Origin of the sequence: Shewanella psychropiezotolerans (assembly GCF_007197555.1) — a bacterium.
GTDB lineage: Bacteria > Pseudomonadota > Gammaproteobacteria > Enterobacterales > Shewanellaceae > Shewanella > Shewanella psychropiezotolerans.
Genome location: NZ_CP041614.1, coordinates 112,306 through 132,198, shown reverse-complemented (window position 1 = coordinate 132,198; position 19,893 = coordinate 112,306). Strand labels below are relative to the sequence as shown.

Genomic DNA, 19,893 nt, shown 5'->3' with positions numbered 1-19,893 from the left:
CAAGCAGTTTTACATAATTTTCGCAGGATGAAGTATGAAAATAGTCAATGTCGTCGGTGGACTTGGAAATCAGTTGTTTCAATATGCTTTTTACATTGCTTTGAAGCAACAGTTCAATGAAGAAGTAAAGCTAGATATAAGTCAGTTTAACGACTATAAACTACATAATGGATACGAGTTGGAGCTTGTGTTTCAGCTAGGTGAAACTTATAGTACGAAAAAAGAGGTAGAAGCTATTTATAGTAAAAATAGCACCTTACCGCAAAAGATACTCAGATACTTCCAAAGAAAAATTAAAGTTGAAGAAAGACGAAAGCATGAATTTCAATATAAAAATGTACTAGTAGGTCTAGAAAATAAGAATGTGTACTTTAGAGGTTACTGGCAGAGCTATAAATATTTTGAAGCTGTTGAAGAAACACTAAGAAACACTTTGAAATTTCCTCCAGTGTCTGAAACGAACAATTTAGAATTACTTAACAAAATAAAAAATCACAATACTGTGTCCATACATGTCAGAAGAGGGGATTATGTTGGCCATTCAACTTTAGGCGGGATTTGTACGACAACATATTATAAAAATGCAATAAATCTAATAAACCAGAAAGTTGATAAACCTCTGTTCATTGTTTTTTCCAATGATATTGTTTGGTGTGAAGAGTATCTTTCATTGCAAGATGCCATTTTTGTTGACTGGAACACTGAAGAGAAGTCTTATAGGGATTTACAACTTATGAGCTCTTGTAACCATAACATTATCGCTAATAGCTCATTTAGTTGGTGGGGAGCATGGCTTAACAATAAACCAAATAGGATTGTTATAGCGCCAGATAAGTGGATTCAGGGAGTTGAGTATATTAACGACCTAATCCCTTCAACGTGGAACATTGTTTCGATATCCAACTAAAAACCTTAATCGACTCCCCCTATAATTCATCACCTAAAAACTACCGCGATCATAATACATTGATAGCGGTAGTATTATTTATCCTCCTCTATATTCTTTATAAACCACACTGTATTACATATATAGATTTAGAAACGATACTCATAAGTGCCAAATAAGCTGGCATCGGACTCACTCTCCTGGGTATCAAACTCGGAGCGTGACACAGTACCGCCGACACTCATCATGCCTTTCCAGATAGGCATACGATAGCTAAGCTCCAACATCAACAGGTCTTCTTTCGGCCTTTGTGCCACCCAAGCGTTTGCAGGGCTAGAACCATCTTTATTTAACTGGGCATATCTGAGAATCGAAGTGATACCTTTGCTATCTTTAAACTGCCCAATTAAGCCTAAGGCATAGACTATCGCATCACTTTCATAGGTACTGCCGTAAGTTTTACCGTAATAGCGCGAGCCTGATTGATAAGTTGAATGCTCATACATACAGTTGAAGCTATTATCATCTTCACCGCAGGCAACCATGGTATCTGTATACTCGAAGAACAACTTATACTGAGCATTGTCGAAGTTGAATCGAGTATCTATACCGCCAAAATGACCACAGTCGACAATATCCCAAGGCGCTGAACCATTGCTATCTTCACAGGTTTTTTCATAATAGATACCGAATGGGATGTTGAACCAAGTATCGCTGAAACGAATATCATAGCCAGCCATCTGATTGCCATAATTTGTACAACCTGCGCCGCTACAATCTTTCTGACCACTTATCGATTTCAGTGCGGTCTCCCAGCTACAGTCCTCGCCCTCACCACAAAACTGAGTAGACCAAGAAAAACCCACCTCTAGCTGGCGAAATGGGCGAATCGAGCTGCGAAAATTCCATAATAACGGGTTAGCGACGGCGCGGTCTTCCTCTAACCGACTGATACCAGCGGTAAGCGTCCAGGGGCCTAACCAAGACAACCAAGGCGTTTCGAAAGCGGCGGCATTATTTCTGCTAATCATGAGTGATGGCAAGGGACGGGCGTTGTTCGATCTATGCAATGCAGAGTCAAACCCTGGTCCCCACCACTGTTCGACCGCCCCGGCAGTGATCATCCAATTACCCAGAGCCATAGCGAAATATGAATCATCAAGACGGAACTCTTCACCATCAGCAGGATCGTAATGAGCCGATGCCGACACCTTGAATGCAAAACGATCGCCCATATATTCGTGGGAAACTTGCAGATCTCCTTGCTCACGATAATCGGAACCAAAATGTTGAAAGCGCGCCGCATCGGTTGCCGCGGCCGCCTTGATGCGGGTATTGCCTCGGTTGCCGACGGCACTGCGGTAATAATAGTTCACCCTTGCGTATGCCTCGGCCAAGGCAGGGGTCAGAATCGATGGCTCTGTCTTAGCTAGATCGACGCCGATACCAGACCACATTAGAGGATAGGTGTTAACAGGTACGGTAATAACACCTGCATCGGCAAGAGCTTGAATATCTGCCCGCAGATAGATATCAGAGACATCGACCCAAGGTGCAGCCAACAGGGAGGATGAGAAAACCAGACTTAAAACTAATCCAAGTTTGGCAAGAAATAATTTAACTACTTTTATCATGACTTAATTACTTAACCTTCTTTAACAGAGCCTTAGAGACTTCTGGATGTACAAACTGACTGACATCACCACCATGATAAGCCACCTCTTTAACCAAGGTTGATGAGATGAACGAGTTCTCTTCTGCCGGTGTAAGAAATACACTCTCCAGATCTGCGTTAAGGCGACGGTTCATGTTGGCTAACTGAAATTCATACTCAAAATCAGACACGGCCCTCAAACCCCGGACCAACACACTGGCCTGTTGTTCCTTGGCAAAATCCACCAATAATCCAGTGAAGCCTACCACCTCAACATTAGGTAAATGTGAAGTGACCAGTTTAATCAGTTCCACACGTTGCTCTAATGAAAACTTAGGTTGCTTAGAAGGATTGGCCGCGATACCGATAACCACATGCTTAAATAACTTGGCCGCTCGCTCGATTAAATCCGTATGACCATTTGTCACGGGATCGAATGTCCCAGGGTAAATAGCTTTTGTGTGCATAGTTAGCCTTTCGCCATTATATTTTCGATGATCTTGGTGGTAGAGATACCATCTTCAAAACAGAGGACCTTTACGACACCACCGGCAGCCATCACCTCTTTGCCACCAGCTATATCTTCAATTTTATAGTCACCCCCCTTCACTAACATGTCAGGTAACAGGTGAGAGATGATCCGCTGGGGGTATCCTCGTTAAAAGGTACCACCCAGTCAACCGAAGCTAGGCCTGCAAGTACAGCCATGCGCCTATCGAGAGGATTAATCGGTCTGCCGTCCCCTTTTAAACGTTTTACAGAATCATCATCATTGACTGCGACAATGAGCCTGTCTCCCAAAGCTTTCGCTTCCTTCAGGTAGCTCACGTGTCCAGCATGGAGAATATCGAAGCAGCCATTGGTCATCACAACACGCTCACCGCGTAATTTCGCCTGTTCCAGTGCATAAGCGAGTTGCTCCTCTGAAACCACACCAAACCCCATCTCACCATGGCTAAGGGAAAGAGCCTCTATCAACTCAATTCGACTAACCGTAGAGGTACCCAGTTTAGCCACCACTATTCCCGCTGCCGTGTTGGCAATAGCGCAAGCTTCCGGCAGTGAGCTACCTGCAGCCAGTGCTGTAGCGAGTGCTGAGATAACAGTATCGCCAGCGCCAGTCACATCATGAACTTCTCGGGCAATGGTAGGGATATGTAACTCAAGCTTATCTGATGTGATCAGAGTCATGCCTTTCTCTGAGCGAGTAACGAGTAAGGCCTCAAGCTCAAACTGTTTCAGTAGTTTATGTGCTTTTTCAACAAGATCGGCTTCGCTAGTAACCTCGCCAGCAACCAGTTCAAACTCACTCAGGTTTGGTGTAAGCAGTGTCGCTCCGCGATAACGGGAAAAATCACTCCCCTTTGGATCGACTAACACCTTAACTCCTTGCGCTCTAGCCTGTTGAATGAAGGGTTGAGGGTCAGCAAGGGCACCTTTGGCATAATCAGATAGCACGACGAGATCGACGGATGAAAGCTGTTCAAGTGCTGCATTTAGTAAGGCTTGGCTCTCAGCTGCAGGATACGGCTCTTCAAAATCCAGGCGGATCAGTTGCTGACTACGGGACATAACCCTTAGCTTAGTGATGGTTGGTTTATCGGTAACGATATGCCATTTAGGCTCAACCCCCAGGGCTTGTACGCCCGTAGTTAATGCATCGGCAGCTTCGTCTTGACCGACAATACCAGTTAATGAGACCTGTCCGCCGAGTGTAGCAATGTTGAGTGCAACGTTAGCCGCTCCACCAGGACGATCTTCTATCTGATTGATGCGAACTACAGGCACTGGTGCTTCTGGAGAAATACGCCCAGTAGGCCCCGTCCAGTAACGATCTAGCATGACATCACCGACAACTAGGACCTTAGCTTTTTCAAATGCAGGCAGAGAAACCTTCATAACACTCTTATCATCTTTGTAAAATTAGGCATGATTGTACCTAAATTTACTAAATACTGTCAGCTTTCCTCTGATTTCCTTTTCAAGTATTAAATCTCCTTTTGCCAAGCCAAGAGCTTCAAAAATATTTACTAGAAATAATAATATTATTCCTCGGTAACTGCTCCTGCGTCACTCTACTTACTATATCCATAATAGTCGTACAAGATAGACATTCATCACGTCCGTGTGACGTGCAAATATTAGAAGCTAATCTTATTCTCAGCTCTGGAATTCTGCTTCGCCCTACCTCCATACGAGGGAGTAAGCGTCATGTTTTGTATGGAAAAAATAGATAATTCAGTCGTATATCGAGAACATGTAACGCTGCATAAAATGTACCTTGAATTGAAAAGCCTCAGTGGCTCTGAACTGAACAGAACAGATATTTAATGGGACTAGTATAAAACCCACTACTACAACATTTTCTAGCTGAGAAGTACTCGCGGCATTTGCTCAACGTGCACTAGATAAATGACTTTACATAATTTACGGCTTCCCCTTGTCGGTTCACTTCATAAATAAGACTTTGTAATTCAAGAAGTGAATTATTTCATACATATCTGCAATAGATTGCTACGACAGACTTTCTGTCTTTCTGCTTAAACTACGAAGTATAAATACAGACATAGGGACTGAAGATTAACTACTGTATTTTTTTCATTTTAGCAGTAAAATACCACATTATAAAAATAGCCTCAGCAGGAAAGGTAGTTTGTTTGAACTTGGTATAGCTGGTAATTCTGGTTGTGAGCTTAGTATTTCCAAAATCAATCATAAACTCGCTGTCGTAAAGCGCTCATCTTCGAAGCATTACTCTTCTAGGCTAAAGCTACAGATGCAAAAGCAAGAGTTATTTGCTAAAGAGTGTGATCTAAAAAATATTGTAATCCCCAATATAATCACGAGTCTCAGTGAAGCGGAGAGTTTTGAGTTTACGATGGAGTTCGTTCACGGCTCAGGCTTTGATGAACTCTCTTTGCAATGCGGAAAGCAAACTCTAGATCAGATAGTAGACGCATTAAAAGAGCTTCTAACCTATGAGATTGAAAAATCACCGATAACGACTGTACCTGCCCATATTTTTCAAACTAAAGTACAGCAGGTTATTAAAAACTCCGAAGCAATAATCGCCTCTGGCAAACTCACAGACTCAACATTACGCGCTTTAAAAGATGCCTCCTTAAAAGCTAATGTTGACAGAACTATTCCTCAAGGAATATGCCATGGCGATCTGACTCTCAGTAATTTAATTTACTCTAAGCTCAATAAAAAAGTTTATGTTATTGATTTTCTAGATTCATTTATTGAATCTCCCATAATTGATATCTGTAAAATTCGCCAAGACACACTACACGGCTGGAGTCGATGCAAGTCAGAGCTGAGGCATAATGCCAGAACAACTCAAGCACTAACCTATCTTGATGAGCAATTAGCGCCATTTTTTAGCCAGTTTGACTGGGTTAATGAGCACTACGATTTTTTCCAAGATATAAATATTTTAAGAATTATTCCCTACGCTCACTCAGAGCAAGTTATAAACTTCATCAATCAATATTTCGGAGCTAAAAAATGATCAACTTATTAATCCCCATTGCTGGTCAATCTTCACGCTTTCCCGATATGAAACCTAAGTGGATGCTTACCCATCCTATGGGGTATATGATGGTTGTTGAAGCCATCAAGGGTATTAACTTTGAAGAGTTTGACCATATTTACTTCATCGGACTGAAATCTCATGAACTGCAGTTTAACGTAAAACAAGCCCTGCTCGAGCAACTCGATGAGATCGGTATTTTAGAAAAATCTGAGTTGATTTTACTCGAAAACACCACTAATTCTCAGCCGGAAACCATCTATGCAGGTATAAAACAAGCTAAGATTAAAGGTCAGATTATTATCAAAGATTCTGATAATTTCTTTAAACTTCCAAGTGTTAAAGGCAATGCAGTTGCTGTTAGCGATCTCAATGAATACTCAAAGATAAATGCATCTAACAAAAGTTATGTCGAACTGAATGAACATGGGTTAATTGACAATATTGTTGAGAAGAAAGTTGTCAGCTCTCAGTTTTGTGTTGGCGCATATGCCTTTGAGCATGCCAGTGAATTTTGTGAATATTTCGAACGCTTAGAAAATGATGACCTTTACATTTCTGATATTATTTTTTCAATGATATTAGATAGTAAGCAATTTTCAGTGTTAAAGGTTTCAGAGTATTGTGACTGGGGAACAATCAAAGAATGGAATGAGTATAAAGCCCAATATTTTACACTCTTCATTGATCTAGATGGCACACTAGTAAAAAATTCAGGACAGTACTCCACACCTAAATGGGGAGAAACAGAAGCTTTATCTGACAATGTCCAAGCCATCAACAGGCTCCATGAAACAGGTAAAGTAGAAGTCATCATTACCACTTCACGAAAGCCTTCTTTTAAAAAGCAAACTTTAGCTCAGCTAAGTCGAATCGGCCTACAGTTCGATCAAATCATTTATGGTTTAGTTCATGGAAAGCGTATTGTTATTAATGATTATGCTAAAACCAATCCCTACAAAAGTTGCGATGCCATCAATCTAAAACGCGATTCTCAAGACCTTAAAGATAAGCTAGAAGGGACTATTGGCTTTATGCTATAGCGAGACTATTTGATGAGTAATAAAATAAACAATATTACCGTTGTTCTTCATGGGCCTGTTCAAGCTAATCCTGATCGGCCTATGGAACCTGGTATAACAGAAAAAGCACTGCTATCTATTCGTAAGCACCTGCCAGGAGCTCATATTCTCCTCTCGACATGGGAAGGGCAGGCCAACAGACGGTCTCCATATTGATGAGCTAGTATTAAATCAAGACCCTGGGCAGAATATCATCGCCTATGACTTTGATGGTAGCGCGCTAAAAGAAAACAACAACCGCCAAATTGTTGCAATCAGAGAGGGATTGAAACGGGTAAAGACTAAGTATGCTATCAAACTAAGATCTGATAATTTTCTACTCCATAGTGGCTTTATTGGTTGGCAGCAAGCATATCCATTGCATAACCCTGATCTACGGCTCTTTAAAGAGAGGGTCGTAGTTTCACACCGGCTCACTAAACTCTATTCAGATGGCTGTCCGATAGTGCGTCACCTCTGCGATTTCTTTGCTTATGGGTTAACAGAAGATCTGTTAAAAATGTGGGATCTACCGCTTTTCCATTCGATAAAAGTAAGCTTGGTCAGGGCCAACATATGAGTGCGTCACAGCGAATTTTATCGGCTGAGCAGCATTTCGCCTCTCGCTGGATCACTAAGTTAAACCCTAGCTCCTCATACCTAAAGGGTCACTTTGATTACAACGGAGACCTCAAGCAAGAGTGGGAACTCATCATGGCGAATAATTTAGTTATTGTTGAAGCCAATAACCTTGGTTTAAAAACCATAGGCAGGCTAAAAATCACCCGTTATCGAGCTAATGAAATTTCCCATGCCGAATGGCAAATGCTGTATCAAAAATATTGTGCTCCCGACTTCTTTGCCCCACGCTGGCAGCTAAGACTCGATAAAAGCAGGTATAGAAAGCTGAAAGCACCACTGGCTAAATTAAAGCTCAAAATGAAACGTAAAAAGGATGCTTTAAGCATGTGATTTTCACCAATGCCGGGCAATATTGCTCGGCATCGGTATTACCAATAGGTATTAATCACCAGATAAGTTTTAGGTAAGATTTAGCTACAACTTCGGCAGATACTTGATTAAAGATCTCTAGCTCACCAATGTTAGGTGGTGTGAATAAGGCTTCATCGATTTTTGCCGCTAAAGCTTTAGGATCTCGTCTTGGCACCAGATAATGAGCCAATTTTCCAGTTAAAATTTCATCTGGGCCATGATTACAATTGGTACTCACTACAGGTGTACCACAAGCTAATGATTCGATTAAGACTGTCGGTAAGCCCTCATAATCAGAGCTTAAAACTAATAGTTTGGCCTGTTTAATCCAAGGAAAAGGATTAGTCTGAAACCCTGGAATAATCAATCGATCCCTAACACCATACTTATCCGCCACTTTAAGGGCTTTCTTGCGATTCTTACAAAGCAAAACTAACGGAATCTGACTATCGATCTGTTTGAGAGCTTGGAATAACACATCATGTCGTTTGGCTTTTGCAAAACGACCAACATGAATAAGAAAATCCCCATCGGGTATCTCATCATTCTGCTGCTCTGAACACTCAAGGATATGTTCGATATCAAAAGGATTGTAAATGGTACGAATCGTTTTTGGTTGGATGCGGCCGACTTTCACTATCTCTTTCTCGATTCCCTTCGAAACCGTTACCAAGTTTTGACCGTTTAGCGCCTTCACCGCCTTTAGCATTTTAAAATAAGCAAATGGTCCCAGCTTAGCTTGCCTACTAAGTGACTCCTCAACGGATGAATGGATCACGAAATAGAGTGGGGTAACAGATGTTTTTGACATCAAAAGGTTAGTTAGATCTAAGTTAGATAGGAACAGATCAAATTTACCCGCCTTTTTCTCGACATCTGCAATCACTTTTTCCAACACAACAACAGATCGAGACAGTTTACTGAACCCAGTCAAGTTTTTATCATTTTTATTGAAGCAGAATGTAACGGGAACTAGATCTGGAATATCGTGCAAACACTCATCTTGCATCACCAGCAAGTGAGGCCGATGGCCTTGTGCGAGAAGTGCTTTAGCAAGCGTTAACATCACTTTTTCAGCGCCACCACCTGTTAACGTGTCAATCGCGATAGCTATACGCTTTGCTGTCATAATTTACCCTCCAGTAGGTCCGATATCTCATTCAAACAGATAGCCAGCCCATTAAAACTTGGACTAGCCTTCATATTACGCAGTAAACCAGCCACAAGTTGTGGCCGTTGCATTGATTGAATTCCATTCAAAATTGAATCGACATCACTGTCGCACCCGTGGATCAAGCCTAGCTCAGAGCACGCCTTGATTCTAGGTGGCTGATCTTTTGATACCGCAATCGCTAAAGTTGGCTTATTGATCGCAATAGCCTGCAATAAAGTGTCTCCACCACTTAACACTGCAAACCTTGAAGCGTTAACAAGGTTAATAAACTCGGTATTCTCGACCTGCTTAATTGCAATAACCCCCTCCACTTGCTGCATCTCATTAGGGTAGTTCGGACCATAAACCATCACAGATTTTAAACCAATCTCCTGATAGCTTTTAGCTGCTGCCGCTGCGAAGATATCTGCCGCTAATTTACCAGAGAGTATGTGCCCACCAGAACCAGAGTTAAAGACAACAAACTCCCCCTCACATAGCTGATACCTTGACAAGATTTCATGCTGTTTTTCCGCATTTGGCTGGCTGAAGACTGGACCGATAAAAATAGGTTCAGGTTTATTGATTAACTGCAGTTTTTTACGTTCAATCCAACTGATATCACCGAGAACAAATTCTGGTTGCACCACCCAATGCCTATGAGTCACTCTGGCGCGGGATAACTTCATCCCTCTGCTACGCTTACGCTTATGTTGACTAATAAACACAACCTTCGCCCCAAGGTCAAAAGCATGTTTTAACTGTGACTTACGACCAGAGGCATCGAAAAGCACTAAGTCAGGTTTAAACTTTGAGGCTATATCATTAACCTCTTTCACTCTTTTTGTCGGTGTATCATCTAACAAATGAGCAGGAAAAGGGCAATCTGCAGCATAGAGAGTATGCTTATTCAATATAAACTCAACTTCAGCCTCCGGCCATTTCTCGCATATGGCAGTCGCAATAATAATTGATCGCATATATTCGCCAATCCCCTCAGGAGAAGATACTGGCACAAACAGGAACTTAGGCGATTTAGTAATCATAAGTCTTATGGTGTAAATAATTAAGATGAGTCGAAAGCACGCATAGTAACACCTTTTCATTATCCGCCTAGGTTCTCACAAGTAAATTTGCTACAATCCCATACATTTCCCCCTTGAAAAATCATATATTGAGCCGATAGTGGAAGAGCAAACAGTTCAAGTAAAGGTGTCGTTAATCGTCACCACCTATAATTGGCCGCAAGCGTTGAGAAAAGTCCTCGAAAACGTCAAGCAGCTAGTTGAGTATCCTCATGAGGTAATAATTGCTGATGATGGATCCGGCCAAGAGACGATTGATTTAATCAACGCATACCAAGGCGACTTTCCTTGTGCGCTAATCCACAGCTGGCAGCAGGACGCAGGCTTTAGAGCAGCATTAAGTCGCAATAAAGCTATCCAAAAAAGCAGTGGCGACTACATCGTTTTTCTCGATGGCGATACCATGATCAACCCCTCTTTCATCAAGGATCATAGGTTATCGGCACAACAAGGGATGTTTGTTCAGGGTAAGAGAGCCTATATAAATGAACAGGCAAGTAGGCACCTTCTTGAGTCTGATAGAGCTGCCCACACTCTGATGATAGGATTGGAACATAGGGATCAGTCATTCCGGCTAGCATTTCTTCCAACATTCATGACAGAAACAGTTAAAACTCAGATAAACAGGGGAATGGGAGGCAACTGCGCATTTTGGAAAAAAGATATCATTCAAGCAAACGGCTATAACATCGACTTCGAGGGTTGGGGACCTGAAGATATTGAATTTTGCCAGCGACTCCTCAACGCTGGACTCAAGTGCAAGCGACTCAGATTTAAAGCCACCTGTTTTCATATTTTTCACAAATTACGCTCAAGAAAAATGTTAGATAAAAACCAACTGATCTATCAAAATACAGTCTCAAACCAGCTTACACGCTGTAAAAATGGGCTTGAACAATCCAAATAAAAGTAATGTAGCGGGACATTACTTTATATCATATATGGCTGGAAAACTAAAGACTTGTACCTCCATATTAAACCAACGGAAATGGAATAGAATAAGTGGATAGTTTTAGTAAAATTACGGTTGTTTTACACGGTCCAGTACGCTCTTCCGCGCAACGTCAGATGGAACTAGGTATAACTGAAAAGGCTATTGCCACCATTAGAGAGTTTCTGCCCGGCTCTCATATCATTTTATCTACCTGGAGAGATCAAATTGTAGATAAACTCGATGTGGATGAAATAATACTTAGTGAAGATCCCGGATGTAACATTATCGCATTTGATGCAAATGGGTGCCCATTTACAGAAAACTCTAATCGTCAAATAGTGGGAATAAGAGAGGGTCTAAAGCGAGTAAAAACTGAATATGCAGTAAAATTAAGAACTGATAATTACCTTACGGGCAATGGTTTCATAGCCCAACAACAAGACTTCCCAGTGCGCGAACCAAATTTTTCATTTTTGAAAGAACGGGTTGTGGTTGCTCACCGCTATACAAAAATGATGACTGACGGCTATAAAATCAGTCGGCATATATGTGATTTCTTTGCCTATGGAAGAACTCAAGATTTAATCAATATGTGGGATATTGAATTATTTGAAGATTATAAACTCAACCCAAACCTATTAGGACGCCCACAATATCTCGGCGCCCCGCAGAGAATAACTTCAACAGAACAAAAGTTCACAACTCGATGGATAAGTAAATTTCGTCCCGAAATTAGTCCAATGAAAACACATTTTGATATGACTGATCATGATATTTGGATGAAAATTTTACTAAATAATCTCATTGTTCAAGATGCAAAAAACTTAGGGTTAGGCTCTATAAAACGGTTAGATACCCTCAAATACCGTGTCAATGAGATGTCTCATATTGAATGGCAATGGCATTATAAAAAATATTGCGATAAAGATTACCCCGCAAGTTTAATAGCAGTAATAACCAAAACCTTCCTTTTTCGTTGGGCTAAAGCTCCAATTTCCAGATTAAAGAAACGTTTTAGCCGTAAGCAACATCCTCTCGGCCAAACCTAAAAAATATTACTAAGAAAATCACAGATTAAAACTGTCTAACATTCCTTATAAAAGATGCTAGACGACATCAAAAATACACATCAAGGTGTTAACATAATTGAGTTGGACTATTGCAGTAAATAGTTACAGCAATAACGAATCAAAATTTGAAACAACCTCATCAATTTGTATCAAGCTCATTAACTCAGTCCCTTTTACTCTAGCTCCCCAAGGTACATCGCCCTCTTTTTGCTTTGCAATCACCTCATCATAAACACTAACCACCGAGTCCAAACAGGTATAGGGACCCGTCCTTCGCGGATTTGAGTGGGCATAAAGCCCTATAACTGGCGTGCCTTGAGTCACTGCCATATGCGCTGGTCCGGTGTCGGGTGCCAGAACAATAGAGGCTTGCTTTAATACGGCTAATAACTGAGTCAGCGAGGTCTTGCCCACCTGGTTTTCGAGGGAGACTGCACAGGCTTGCGCAATGCGCTTGGCTAACTCAAGCTCTAAAGGGACAGGTCCGCCACAAAGTATCACTCTAAAACCTTGAGATATCGCATGCTCTGCCACCGCGGCGTAGCGCTCAGGTAACCAGTTGCGCTCGGCTTTACTGGCGGCGGCGCAGATAACTAAGGTTTTATCGCCATCGGGGATAATCTTCTTTGCAAATTCGGTATCGGCGAGAGGTACTGGAATCTCCCAGCTTGGAGTGAGATCTGTCACCCCTATCGCTTTAGCGAAGCCCATGAAGCCTTCGAGCACATGGGGAGTGGCAAGAGGCTCGACACTCTTATTCGTCACCAGCCATTGGCCCTCTTTCGCTCGTGCCCGATCGAAGCCAATCCGCACCTTCGCGGATATCGCCAGTGAAGCTATGGTCGCTCTCAAGGCCACTTGCATGTGTAGCAGCACATCGAACTTTTTCCCCACCAAATCCCTGCGTAACTTGAAATAGCTACGCCAGCCCAGTGACTTGTCAAAAACGACAAACTCGACACCATCCAGATGCTCAAGCAGCTGATATTCAATTTTTCCGATAACCCAAGTGATCTTAAGCTTTGGATATTGCCTCTGTATCGCCTGTACCATAGCCACGGCATGACACACGTCACCGATTGCAGACAAGCGCAACAAACACAATGAATCGATATTATCTAGTTTTAAGCTCATAAGGCCAGAGAGTGAGATATGAATCCAGAGAGTTTAATTGAGATCTCGATTAGGTTCCAAGCTTTCAATCAAGTTCCACCAAATATAGCCAAAATCTTAACTCTCACCCACATGCCCCTCAACATTGAGAGCAAACTCCCTTATTATAACTACAGAGACACTCAGCTCAGAACATAATGGTCCTATGAACATCACCGACACGCCAATTGCAGATCTAAAACTTCTTTCGCCTCGCGTCCATGAAGACGAGCGCGGCTGTTTCTGCGAAACCTTTCGTGACTCCTGGTTTAGGCTGCAGATAGCCGATGTTACTTTCGTGCAAGAGAATCATAGCCGGTCGATAAAAGGCTGCTTGAGGGGATTACATTTTCAATCGCCACGCAGCCAAGGCAAGTTGATACGTGTGGTCGTTGGCGAGATATTCGATGTTGCGGTCGATCTACGCGCAGACAGTCCAAGTTTAGGCCAATGGTTCGGCACCTATCTATCGGCAAAAAATCGTCAGCAGATGTGGCTCCCGCCAGGCTTTGCCCACGGATTTTATGTCACCTCAGATTCTGCGGAGATAATATATAAGTGTACCGAGTATTATGCCCCGAGTTCGAGCAAACCCTCTCCTGGAACGATGAAACCTTAGCGATTGACTGGCCTCTTCAGGGGCAATTACCTATATTATCAAGCAAAGATAATATGGGACTCTCCTTCGATGCCATAACCAAGGGCTTGTGATTGTGGATACTCATAGCAACAAAACAATTTTAGTTACTGGCGGTGCGGGCTTTATCGGTTCGGCGTTAGTACGCTTTCTGATAAACGAGACGCCCCATATCGTCATCAACTTAGATAAGCTGACCTATGCAGGCAACCTTGAATCGCTGACGAGCATCGAGGCCAATCGGCGCTACCGGTTTATCCATGGGGATATCTGTAATAGCGAGCTTATCCAGTGCTTATTGACTCAATACAATCCGGATATCGTCATGCACCTCGCGGCCGAAAGTCATGTGGATCGCTCCATCGACGGCTCGGCTGAATTTATCCAGACCAATATTGTCGGCACATACTGCCTCCTGGAGGCTTGCCGTAATTATTTTGCGCGACTAGATAGCGAAAAACAGGCGACATTTAGATTTCACCATGTCTCAACCGATGAAGTCTTCGGTGAGTTAGGAGACACTGGGCTGTTTACCGAAAACAGCCCTTACCAACCTAGCTCGCCCTATTCGGCGAGTAAGGCGGCGGCAGATCATCTTGTGCGGGCCTGGAGTCGCACCTATAAACTTCCGGTCGTGCTAAGTAACTGCTCGAATAACTATGGCCCCTATCAATACCCTGAAAAACTCATCCCTCTGGTACTGCACAAGGCTTTAGCTGGCGAGCCCCTGCCCATATATGGAGATGGTCAACAGATCAGAGACTGGCTCCATGTGGAAGATCATGTGCGGGCACTCTACCTTGTAGCCTTAAGGGGAAAACTCGGTGAAACCTACAATATTGGCGGCGGTAACGAGCGGACTAATCTGGAAGTAGTGACGAAAATATGTGAGCTGTTAAACACACGCATCTTAGATAAACCCCAAGGTATTGATGACTTCAAACAACTCATCACTTTTGTGACTGATAGGCCAGGTCATGACCAACGCTACGCCATAGATGCCAGCAAAATAGAGCAAGAACTGAGCTGGCAACCTGAGCGAAGTTTTGCATCTGGTTTAGCCAGCACCTTAAACTGGTATATCAATAACCCCACATGGTACCAACAGCTCATAAATTCAGACAAACCTGATGGTCAGACTCGATGAAGTCGATATCACGCGCACTCATCATAGGTAAACATGGTCAACTGGCTCAGGCTTTAATCGCCAGCAAGCCAAACAAGATTATTGCCACAGCCATGGGCCGAGATGATGTCGATATCGGCTCATTAGAGTCAATCATAGCCGCGATTAAACAGACCCGCGCCGAGCTCATCATCAATACCGCCGCCTATACCCAAGTCGACATGGCTGAATCTCAACGAGACCAAGCATTCTCAGTCAATCGAGATGGTGCTGGCAATATCGCATTGGCGGCGAAACGGACCCAGACTCGCCTGATCCACCTTTCGACCGATTACGTATTTAACGGCAAGCAAAACAAGGCCTACTGCGTCGATGATGAGCCGAGTGCACTCAATGTATATGGCGCCTCTAAGCTAGCCGGAGAACAAGCGGTCATAGCCACTAAATATGAGGAAGTCTGCATAGTACGCAGCTCCTGGCTCTACTCCCAATTTGGCACTAATTTCGTCAAGACCATGCTCAGGCTCATGACACAGCAGCCCAAATTATCGGTGATTGATGACCAGACATCCTGCCCAACTTCGGCATCTGAGCTAGGCCAGTTTATCTGGAGTCTGAGCCAACAAGAAACGTTAGCCCCTATCTATCACTGGAGCGATGCAGGGAAGGCAAGCTGGTATGAATTCGCCTTGGCCATTCAAGATATGGCACTGAATTTAGGTAAACTTGATACTCGTATCCCCATTGAGCCCATCTCATCCAGTCAGTTCTCCAGTGCCGCATCACGCCCCCTATTTAGCTTGCTCGATATAACGGCCTCCCGGCAGATAATGACGGCTAAACCTTGGCGAGAGAATCTAACATCAGTGCTGCAACAGCTATAATTTTTTCGAATCATACAACTTGATGTAGAATAAGCTCAGCCCTAAAGCTTCACTTTAATTTTAATCACTTAAGTCAGACTCTATGCCAGCTAACGTTCAAGCAGATCAGCCCAAGATGACCATGCAGATAAAACAGACCAGCCAAGGCGCTATCGCATATTGCGTTACCGCCGCACAAGCGATCACCACCGAATGGTTCGATGTTAGTTTTTGGCAGCAACAATCCGCCGTCACAGGTTCATCTAAGGGACGCTATATCACCTGGTTTGTGAAGCCTGATCTCGAAGCATCTCAGAATGAAACACAAGTAGATAAAGACAGTGAATGGGTGTTACGCCATTACTATCGCGGCGGCCTGATAGAGAAGCTAAGCAAGGACAAATACCTGTTCACCGGGTTACACAAGACACGAGCGGTGGCAGAGCTGGCTCTACTGACCCTACTGTTTAATGAAGGCTTTGCCGTACCCAGACCCATCGCCGCCAATGTTGAACGCAGCGGCCTGTACTATCGCGCCGATATCATTATCGAGCGTGTTGCAGGGGCACAGGATCTGGTGGCCAAGCTAAGCACAGAAGTCATGACGGCCGAGCAGTGGCGACAGCTGGGGACTTGCATAGCTAAGTTCCACCAGCGCGGCGTCTATCATGCCGATCTCAACGCCAAAAATATCCTCATCACAGATGATGAATTCTATCTTATCGATTTCGACAGAGGGGAGATCCGAGCGCCTAATACTAAGTGGCAAGCTGCAAACCTTGACCGCTTATTGCGCTCGTTCAATAAGGAGAAGGGAAAACTCCCAGCCTTAGCATTCACCGAATCTAACTGGCAGGACTTATTAAAAGGTTATGCGAAACCTTAGATCGAAATATTCATTAGTATCAGCTCATTAATTCTTTAGCAGAGCCTAACGCTCCCAAAGCTGCACTTGCATTAATCGCCTCCAGCGAGGCAAATGTGCAGGTGCTTCTGTGAGACGCTGTAAACCCTTCCCTGGGCGCTCTGCAGTTTCATCCCTGAAACCGAAGCTCACAGCCGTACCTACACCTGGATTAACCAAACTACGACTCAGTACTCGCTACCGATTGCGAACTTCTATTGACAAATCAGGTGCATTATCCCAATTAACAGGCTTTATATCAGTTACGCATGAAGAAGCAGGTCTGGAACTTTTATATGAATTTATGCCTGATACAAGCCCATCGAAAAACCAAATAACTATTTATTTTGGGACCATTCTTGTGAGCCGATCAATTGTTTCGCAAGCTCAAACTGCTGCTTCAGTGCGCCTCTATTAGCGGCGACAACCTTATGCCCAGCCTCACTGGCGGCTTCATAGGCCGACTGGTCATTGAACTTATTGAGCAATTCACCTGCAAGCTCACTATCCGAAGCGATCACCTTCAATGCCCCGGCATCTTGAAGTAAACCCGTTATCTCAGCGAAATCCCAATGCTGTGGACCGACAAACACAGGTAACCCCAATGCAGCAGGCTCCAATGGATTATGACCACCGTTATCGATCAAGGTGCCACCGACAAAGGCCTGATCGGCGGCGCCATAGAAGGTGAGCAACTCCCCCATGGTATCGCCTAATAGTACTTGAGTATTTGGCTGTAGCGGCTCATTTAAACTGCGACGAGCTAAATTAAATCCAGCACCAGCAATCTTACCTGCGGCGGCATTAAACTGCTCTGGATGACGAGGAACCATGATAAGCAAGGCATCGGGCTTATCCGCTAATACCTGGCGATGAGCATTCAAGATGGCATCAAATTCTCCCGGATGCACACTGCCCGCCACCCAGATAGGACTATCATCTTTCTGCCACGCCAGGCGCAATGCTTTTGCTTGCGCTATTTTATCTGCCGATATACTGAGATCGAACTTTAGGCTCCCACAGACACTGATATTTTCAGGCTTAACGCCTAAATCGATAAAACGCGCCGCCGCCAGCTTAGATTGAGCCGCTATCCGATCTAGGCTCTGTAACATGGGCAAGGTCAGAGTTGCTTGTTTTCGATACTTTTCCGCCGATTTATCAGATAAGCGGGCGTTTGCCAACATCAACTTAATCCCAGAGTTCGATGCCTGATGAAGCAGGTTAGGCCAGAGCTCGGTCTCCATGATGATGCAAGATTTAGGCGCGACTTGTTTGAGAAAACGCCTGACACAGACAGAGATATCGAAGGGTAAGTAACAGTGCTGCACGCTATCACCAAAGGCCTTTACCACTTCGGCAGAACCAGTAGGGCTAGTGGTGGTCACAGTAATCGTCAGCTGGGGAAATGCTTGCTGAATCGCTTTAATCAAGGGCACCGCCGCCAATGTCTCCCCCATGGACACACAATGAATTAACAGATCGCTTTGCTTAAGTGATGTCAGGCCAAACCTCTCACCCCAGCGCCCACGATAGTCAGCGCTCTTCATTGCACGTATGGCTAAATAAATAACCAATAACGGCAGTAACAGATAGAGCAAGGCGGAGTAGATAAAACGATTCATAGGATCAGGTACTTAAAATATTTGGCAGTTGAATATGCAATGCTATCACAGCACTAAACCCAGAGATAATGTCACGGGGCGAGTCGCTAGCGGTCAAGCTGGCATCGCGATGCTTACAACTTAATCCTCTATGGCCTGCGATCTCGATACAATTACTGGTCGGTTCAGCGATTCTTTTCATCTCACCTAATATCCTTCTACTAGCAGCAACCAATATTACAGTCTCTGACAAATGAGTTTTGCCTGATGAATTCCGTCAATGCTAGTATGTTTGTCAACTAAGTTATTAAGTAAAATGCCATTAGGACGAAGATGAAAACCCGCGATAAAATTATACATGCCAGCCTGGAGCTGTTTAACGAGCATGGTGAAAGGACTATCACCACCAATCATATCGCCGCGCACTTAGGTATTAGCCCGGGTAACCTCTATTACCATTTCCGTAATAAAGAGGACATTATTCGCTCTATCTTCTCCCTTTACGAGAGCCACCTTGAGACCAGTTTTCAGCCCTATGAAGGCAAACCCGTCACTATCGATCTCTTGATAGGCTACTTCGATGCCATCTTCTATGCCATGTGGGAGTTCAGGTTTATGTATGCCAACCTCACAGATATATTGAGCCGTGATGATGAGCTTAAGAGACAATATTTACAGGTGCAGCAACAAGTACTCACCCGTTGCAGCCATGTCCTGAGTAAACTCGAGCAAGATGGTGTGATCGCTATCGAGCAAGATGAGATCCCCCCTCTGGCAGAAACCATCAGAATGATTGTCTGCTTCTGGATCAGCTATAAGCAGACCCACTCCCCGGATACCAAGATCACTAAATCATCCCTCTATGAAGGGCTGCTGAGGATCTTGATGTTGTCTAAGGCATATTCGACGCCAAATTCCCACGCGACATTTGTCAGACTCGAGCAGCATTATCAAGAATTAGCCGCGGCCCCGCTCGAAGAACCAGCCTAAGGCCAATCGGTAATAAGGCAAATATCGCCGGCTAGATGTTGGCGATATTCCTCCTCGAATGTTAATCACAATAAGACCATCAAAACTTTAAAATTCCTTCTACAATCAAGGCTTATATTAATAAATCAAACTGAACTTGCCTACTTGTTACGGATTAGTTTTATTGATGTGAAAACATCACTAGGCCTAATCTAATTCATCTTGCTATCACTGGTAAAAAAAAGGCTGTAGGGCGAGCGGCTTTAA

At 43.6% G+C, this 19,893-nt stretch carries 17 protein-coding genes and 3 pseudogenes; 12 read left to right on the top strand and 8 right to left on the bottom strand.

All coding sequences use genetic code 11. The annotated features are described in order from the left end of the window. The first annotated feature begins 34 nt into the window (after positions 1-34). Entirely contained in the window at positions 35-907 is an 873-nt protein-coding gene (locus FM037_RS00635; RefSeq protein WP_144044391.1) for an alpha-1,2-fucosyltransferase, read from the top strand. A 128-nt stretch (positions 908-1,035) separates the two neighbouring features. Here FM037_RS00635 and FM037_RS00630 read toward each other — a convergent pair whose 3' ends face one another. The 3 genes and pseudogenes from FM037_RS00630 to hldE all read right to left on the bottom strand — a co-directional run bounded on the left by FM037_RS00630 (position 1,036) and on the right by hldE (position 4,439). Then, positions 1,036-2,520: a capsule assembly Wzi family protein gene (locus tag FM037_RS00630; RefSeq protein ID WP_144044390.1), complete on the bottom strand. Its 1,485-nt coding sequence runs from the start codon at positions 2,518-2,520 to the stop codon at positions 1,036-1,038. Between the two features lie 7 nt (positions 2,521-2,527). Then, positions 2,528-3,007, bottom strand: a complete 480-nt coding sequence (gene coaD / locus FM037_RS00625; protein ID WP_144044389.1) for a pantetheine-phosphate adenylyltransferase — start codon at positions 3,005-3,007, stop codon at positions 2,528-2,530. Positions 3,008-3,009: 2 nt separating this feature from the next. Beyond that, positions 3,010-4,439: pseudogene (gene hldE / locus FM037_RS00620) on the bottom strand (bifunctional D-glycero-beta-D-manno-heptose-7-phosphate kinase/D-glycero-beta-D-manno-heptose 1-phosphate adenylyltransferase HldE). 754 nt (positions 4,440-5,193) lie between these two features. On the opposite strand from hldE, the gene FM037_RS00615 reads away from it, so the two are divergent. The 4 genes and pseudogenes from FM037_RS00615 (at position 5,194) to FM037_RS28950 (ending at position 8,108) form a co-directional block, all read left to right on the top strand. Further along, positions 5,194-6,054: a phosphotransferase gene (locus FM037_RS00615; protein WP_144044388.1), complete on the top strand. Its 861-nt coding sequence runs from the start codon at positions 5,194-5,196 to the stop codon at positions 6,052-6,054. Continuing rightward, a complete protein-coding gene (locus FM037_RS00610) occupies positions 6,051-7,118 on the top strand; it encodes an HAD hydrolase family protein (protein ID WP_152830694.1) in 1,068 nt (355 codons plus the stop codon). The genes FM037_RS00615 and FM037_RS00610 overlap by 4 nt, the downstream gene beginning before the upstream one ends. A gap of 12 nt (positions 7,119-7,130) precedes the next feature. After that, positions 7,131-7,313, top strand: a complete 183-nt coding sequence (locus FM037_RS30275; RefSeq protein WP_144044387.1) for a WavE lipopolysaccharide synthesis family protein — start codon at positions 7,131-7,133, stop codon at positions 7,311-7,313. After that, positions 7,261-8,108, top strand: a pseudogene (locus FM037_RS28950) (WavE lipopolysaccharide synthesis family protein). Before FM037_RS30275 ends, FM037_RS28950 begins: the two are co-directional and overlap by 53 nt. Before the next feature lie 55 nt (positions 8,109-8,163). On the opposite strand, the gene FM037_RS00590 reads toward FM037_RS28950, so the two are convergent. Beyond that, the gene (locus FM037_RS00590) at positions 8,164-9,258 is read right to left on the bottom strand and encodes a glycosyltransferase (protein WP_144044385.1); all 1,095 of its coding nucleotides are present in this window, start codon (positions 9,256-9,258) and stop codon (positions 8,164-8,166) included. Next, entirely contained in the window at positions 9,255-10,262 is a 1,008-nt protein-coding gene (locus FM037_RS00585) for a hypothetical protein (protein ID WP_229381039.1), read from the bottom strand. The genes FM037_RS00590 and FM037_RS00585 overlap by 4 nt, the downstream gene beginning before the upstream one ends. Positions 10,263-10,467: 205 nt before the next feature. Between FM037_RS00585 and FM037_RS00580 the strand changes: the two genes are divergently transcribed. Further along, entirely contained in the window at positions 10,468-11,274 is an 807-nt protein-coding gene (locus FM037_RS00580) for a glycosyltransferase family 2 protein (RefSeq protein WP_185976930.1), read from the top strand. A 95-nt stretch (positions 11,275-11,369) separates the two neighbouring features. After that, positions 11,370-12,350: a WavE lipopolysaccharide synthesis family protein gene (locus FM037_RS00575; protein ID WP_144044382.1), complete on the top strand. Its 981-nt coding sequence runs from the start codon at positions 11,370-11,372 to the stop codon at positions 12,348-12,350. A 123-nt stretch (positions 12,351-12,473) separates the two neighbouring features. Here the strand turns inward: FM037_RS00575 and FM037_RS00570 are convergent, their stop codons facing one another. Beyond that, positions 12,474-13,505: a glycosyltransferase family 9 protein gene (locus FM037_RS00570; protein WP_144044381.1), complete on the bottom strand. Its 1,032-nt coding sequence runs from the start codon at positions 13,503-13,505 to the stop codon at positions 12,474-12,476. Positions 13,506-13,689: 184 nt separating this feature from the next. Between FM037_RS00570 and rfbC the strand changes: the two are divergent. From rfbC to FM037_RS00550, 4 genes and pseudogenes are all read left to right on the top strand, one after another. Further along, positions 13,690-14,234 (top strand): annotated as a pseudogene (rfbC, locus tag FM037_RS00565) (dTDP-4-dehydrorhamnose 3,5-epimerase). Positions 14,235-14,236: 2 nt separating this feature from the next. Then, positions 14,237-15,307: a dTDP-glucose 4,6-dehydratase gene (gene rfbB, locus FM037_RS00560; protein WP_144044380.1), complete on the top strand. Its 1,071-nt coding sequence runs from the start codon at positions 14,237-14,239 to the stop codon at positions 15,305-15,307. After that, on the top strand, positions 15,304-16,170 hold the full coding sequence (gene rfbD, locus FM037_RS00555; protein WP_144044379.1) for a dTDP-4-dehydrorhamnose reductase: 867 nt from the start codon (positions 15,304-15,306) through the stop codon (positions 16,168-16,170). Before rfbB ends, rfbD begins: the two co-directional genes overlap by 4 nt. Before the next feature lie 121 nt (positions 16,171-16,291). Beyond that, entirely contained in the window at positions 16,292-17,035 is a 744-nt protein-coding gene (locus FM037_RS00550; protein ID WP_144048763.1) for a 3-deoxy-D-manno-octulosonic acid kinase, read from the top strand. Between the two features lie 356 nt (positions 17,036-17,391). Here the strand turns inward: FM037_RS00550 and waaA are convergent, their stop codons facing one another. Next, the gene (gene waaA, locus FM037_RS00545) at positions 17,392-18,678 is read right to left on the bottom strand and encodes a lipid IV(A) 3-deoxy-D-manno-octulosonic acid transferase (RefSeq protein WP_144044378.1); all 1,287 of its coding nucleotides are present in this window, start codon (positions 18,676-18,678) and stop codon (positions 17,392-17,394) included. Positions 18,679-18,682: 4 nt separating this feature from the next. Beyond that, entirely contained in the window at positions 18,683-18,859 is a 177-nt protein-coding gene (locus FM037_RS28365; protein WP_185976929.1) for a hypothetical protein, read from the bottom strand. Between the two features lie 131 nt (positions 18,860-18,990). Between FM037_RS28365 and FM037_RS00540 the strand changes: the two genes are divergently transcribed. Next, positions 18,991-19,647, top strand: coding sequence for a TetR/AcrR family transcriptional regulator (locus tag FM037_RS00540; RefSeq protein ID WP_144044377.1), 657 nt, complete (start codon positions 18,991-18,993; stop codon positions 19,645-19,647). Positions 19,648-19,893 lie beyond the last annotated feature (246 nt).

Bases quoted from the DNA above. Each gene is read 5' to 3' on its own strand.
- waaA (WP_144044378.1), bottom strand. From the start codon at position 18,678: ATGAATCGTTTTATCTACTCCGCCTTGCTCTATCTGTTACTGCCGTTA.
- rfbD (WP_144044379.1), top strand. From the start codon at position 15,304: ATGAAGTCGATATCACGCGCACTCATCATAGGTAAACATGGTCAACTG.
- FM037_RS28365 (WP_185976929.1), bottom strand. From the start codon at position 18,859: ATGAAAAGAATCGCTGAACCGACCAGTAATTGTATCGAGATCGCAGGC.
- FM037_RS00635 (WP_144044391.1), top strand. From the start codon at position 35: ATGAAAATAGTCAATGTCGTCGGTGGACTTGGAAATCAGTTGTTTCAA.
- FM037_RS00550 (WP_144048763.1), top strand. From the start codon at position 16,292: ATGCAGATAAAACAGACCAGCCAAGGCGCTATCGCATATTGCGTTACC.
- FM037_RS00540 (WP_144044377.1), top strand. From the start codon at position 18,991: ATGAAAACCCGCGATAAAATTATACATGCCAGCCTGGAGCTGTTTAAC.
- FM037_RS00570 (WP_144044381.1), bottom strand. From the start codon at position 13,505: ATGAGCTTAAAACTAGATAATATCGATTCATTGTGTTTGTTGCGCTTG.
- FM037_RS30275 (WP_144044387.1), top strand. From the start codon at position 7,131: ATGAGTAATAAAATAAACAATATTACCGTTGTTCTTCATGGGCCTGTT.
- FM037_RS00610 (WP_152830694.1), top strand. From the start codon at position 6,051: ATGATCAACTTATTAATCCCCATTGCTGGTCAATCTTCACGCTTTCCC.
- FM037_RS00590 (WP_144044385.1), bottom strand. From the start codon at position 9,258: ATGACAGCAAAGCGTATAGCTATCGCGATTGACACGTTAACAGGTGGT.
- FM037_RS00630 (WP_144044390.1), bottom strand. From the start codon at position 2,520: ATGATAAAAGTAGTTAAATTATTTCTTGCCAAACTTGGATTAGTTTTA.
- FM037_RS00585 (WP_229381039.1), bottom strand. From the start codon at position 10,262: ATGCGATCAATTATTATTGCGACTGCCATATGCGAGAAATGGCCGGAG.
- coaD (WP_144044389.1), bottom strand. From the start codon at position 3,007: ATGCACACAAAAGCTATTTACCCTGGGACATTCGATCCCGTGACAAAT.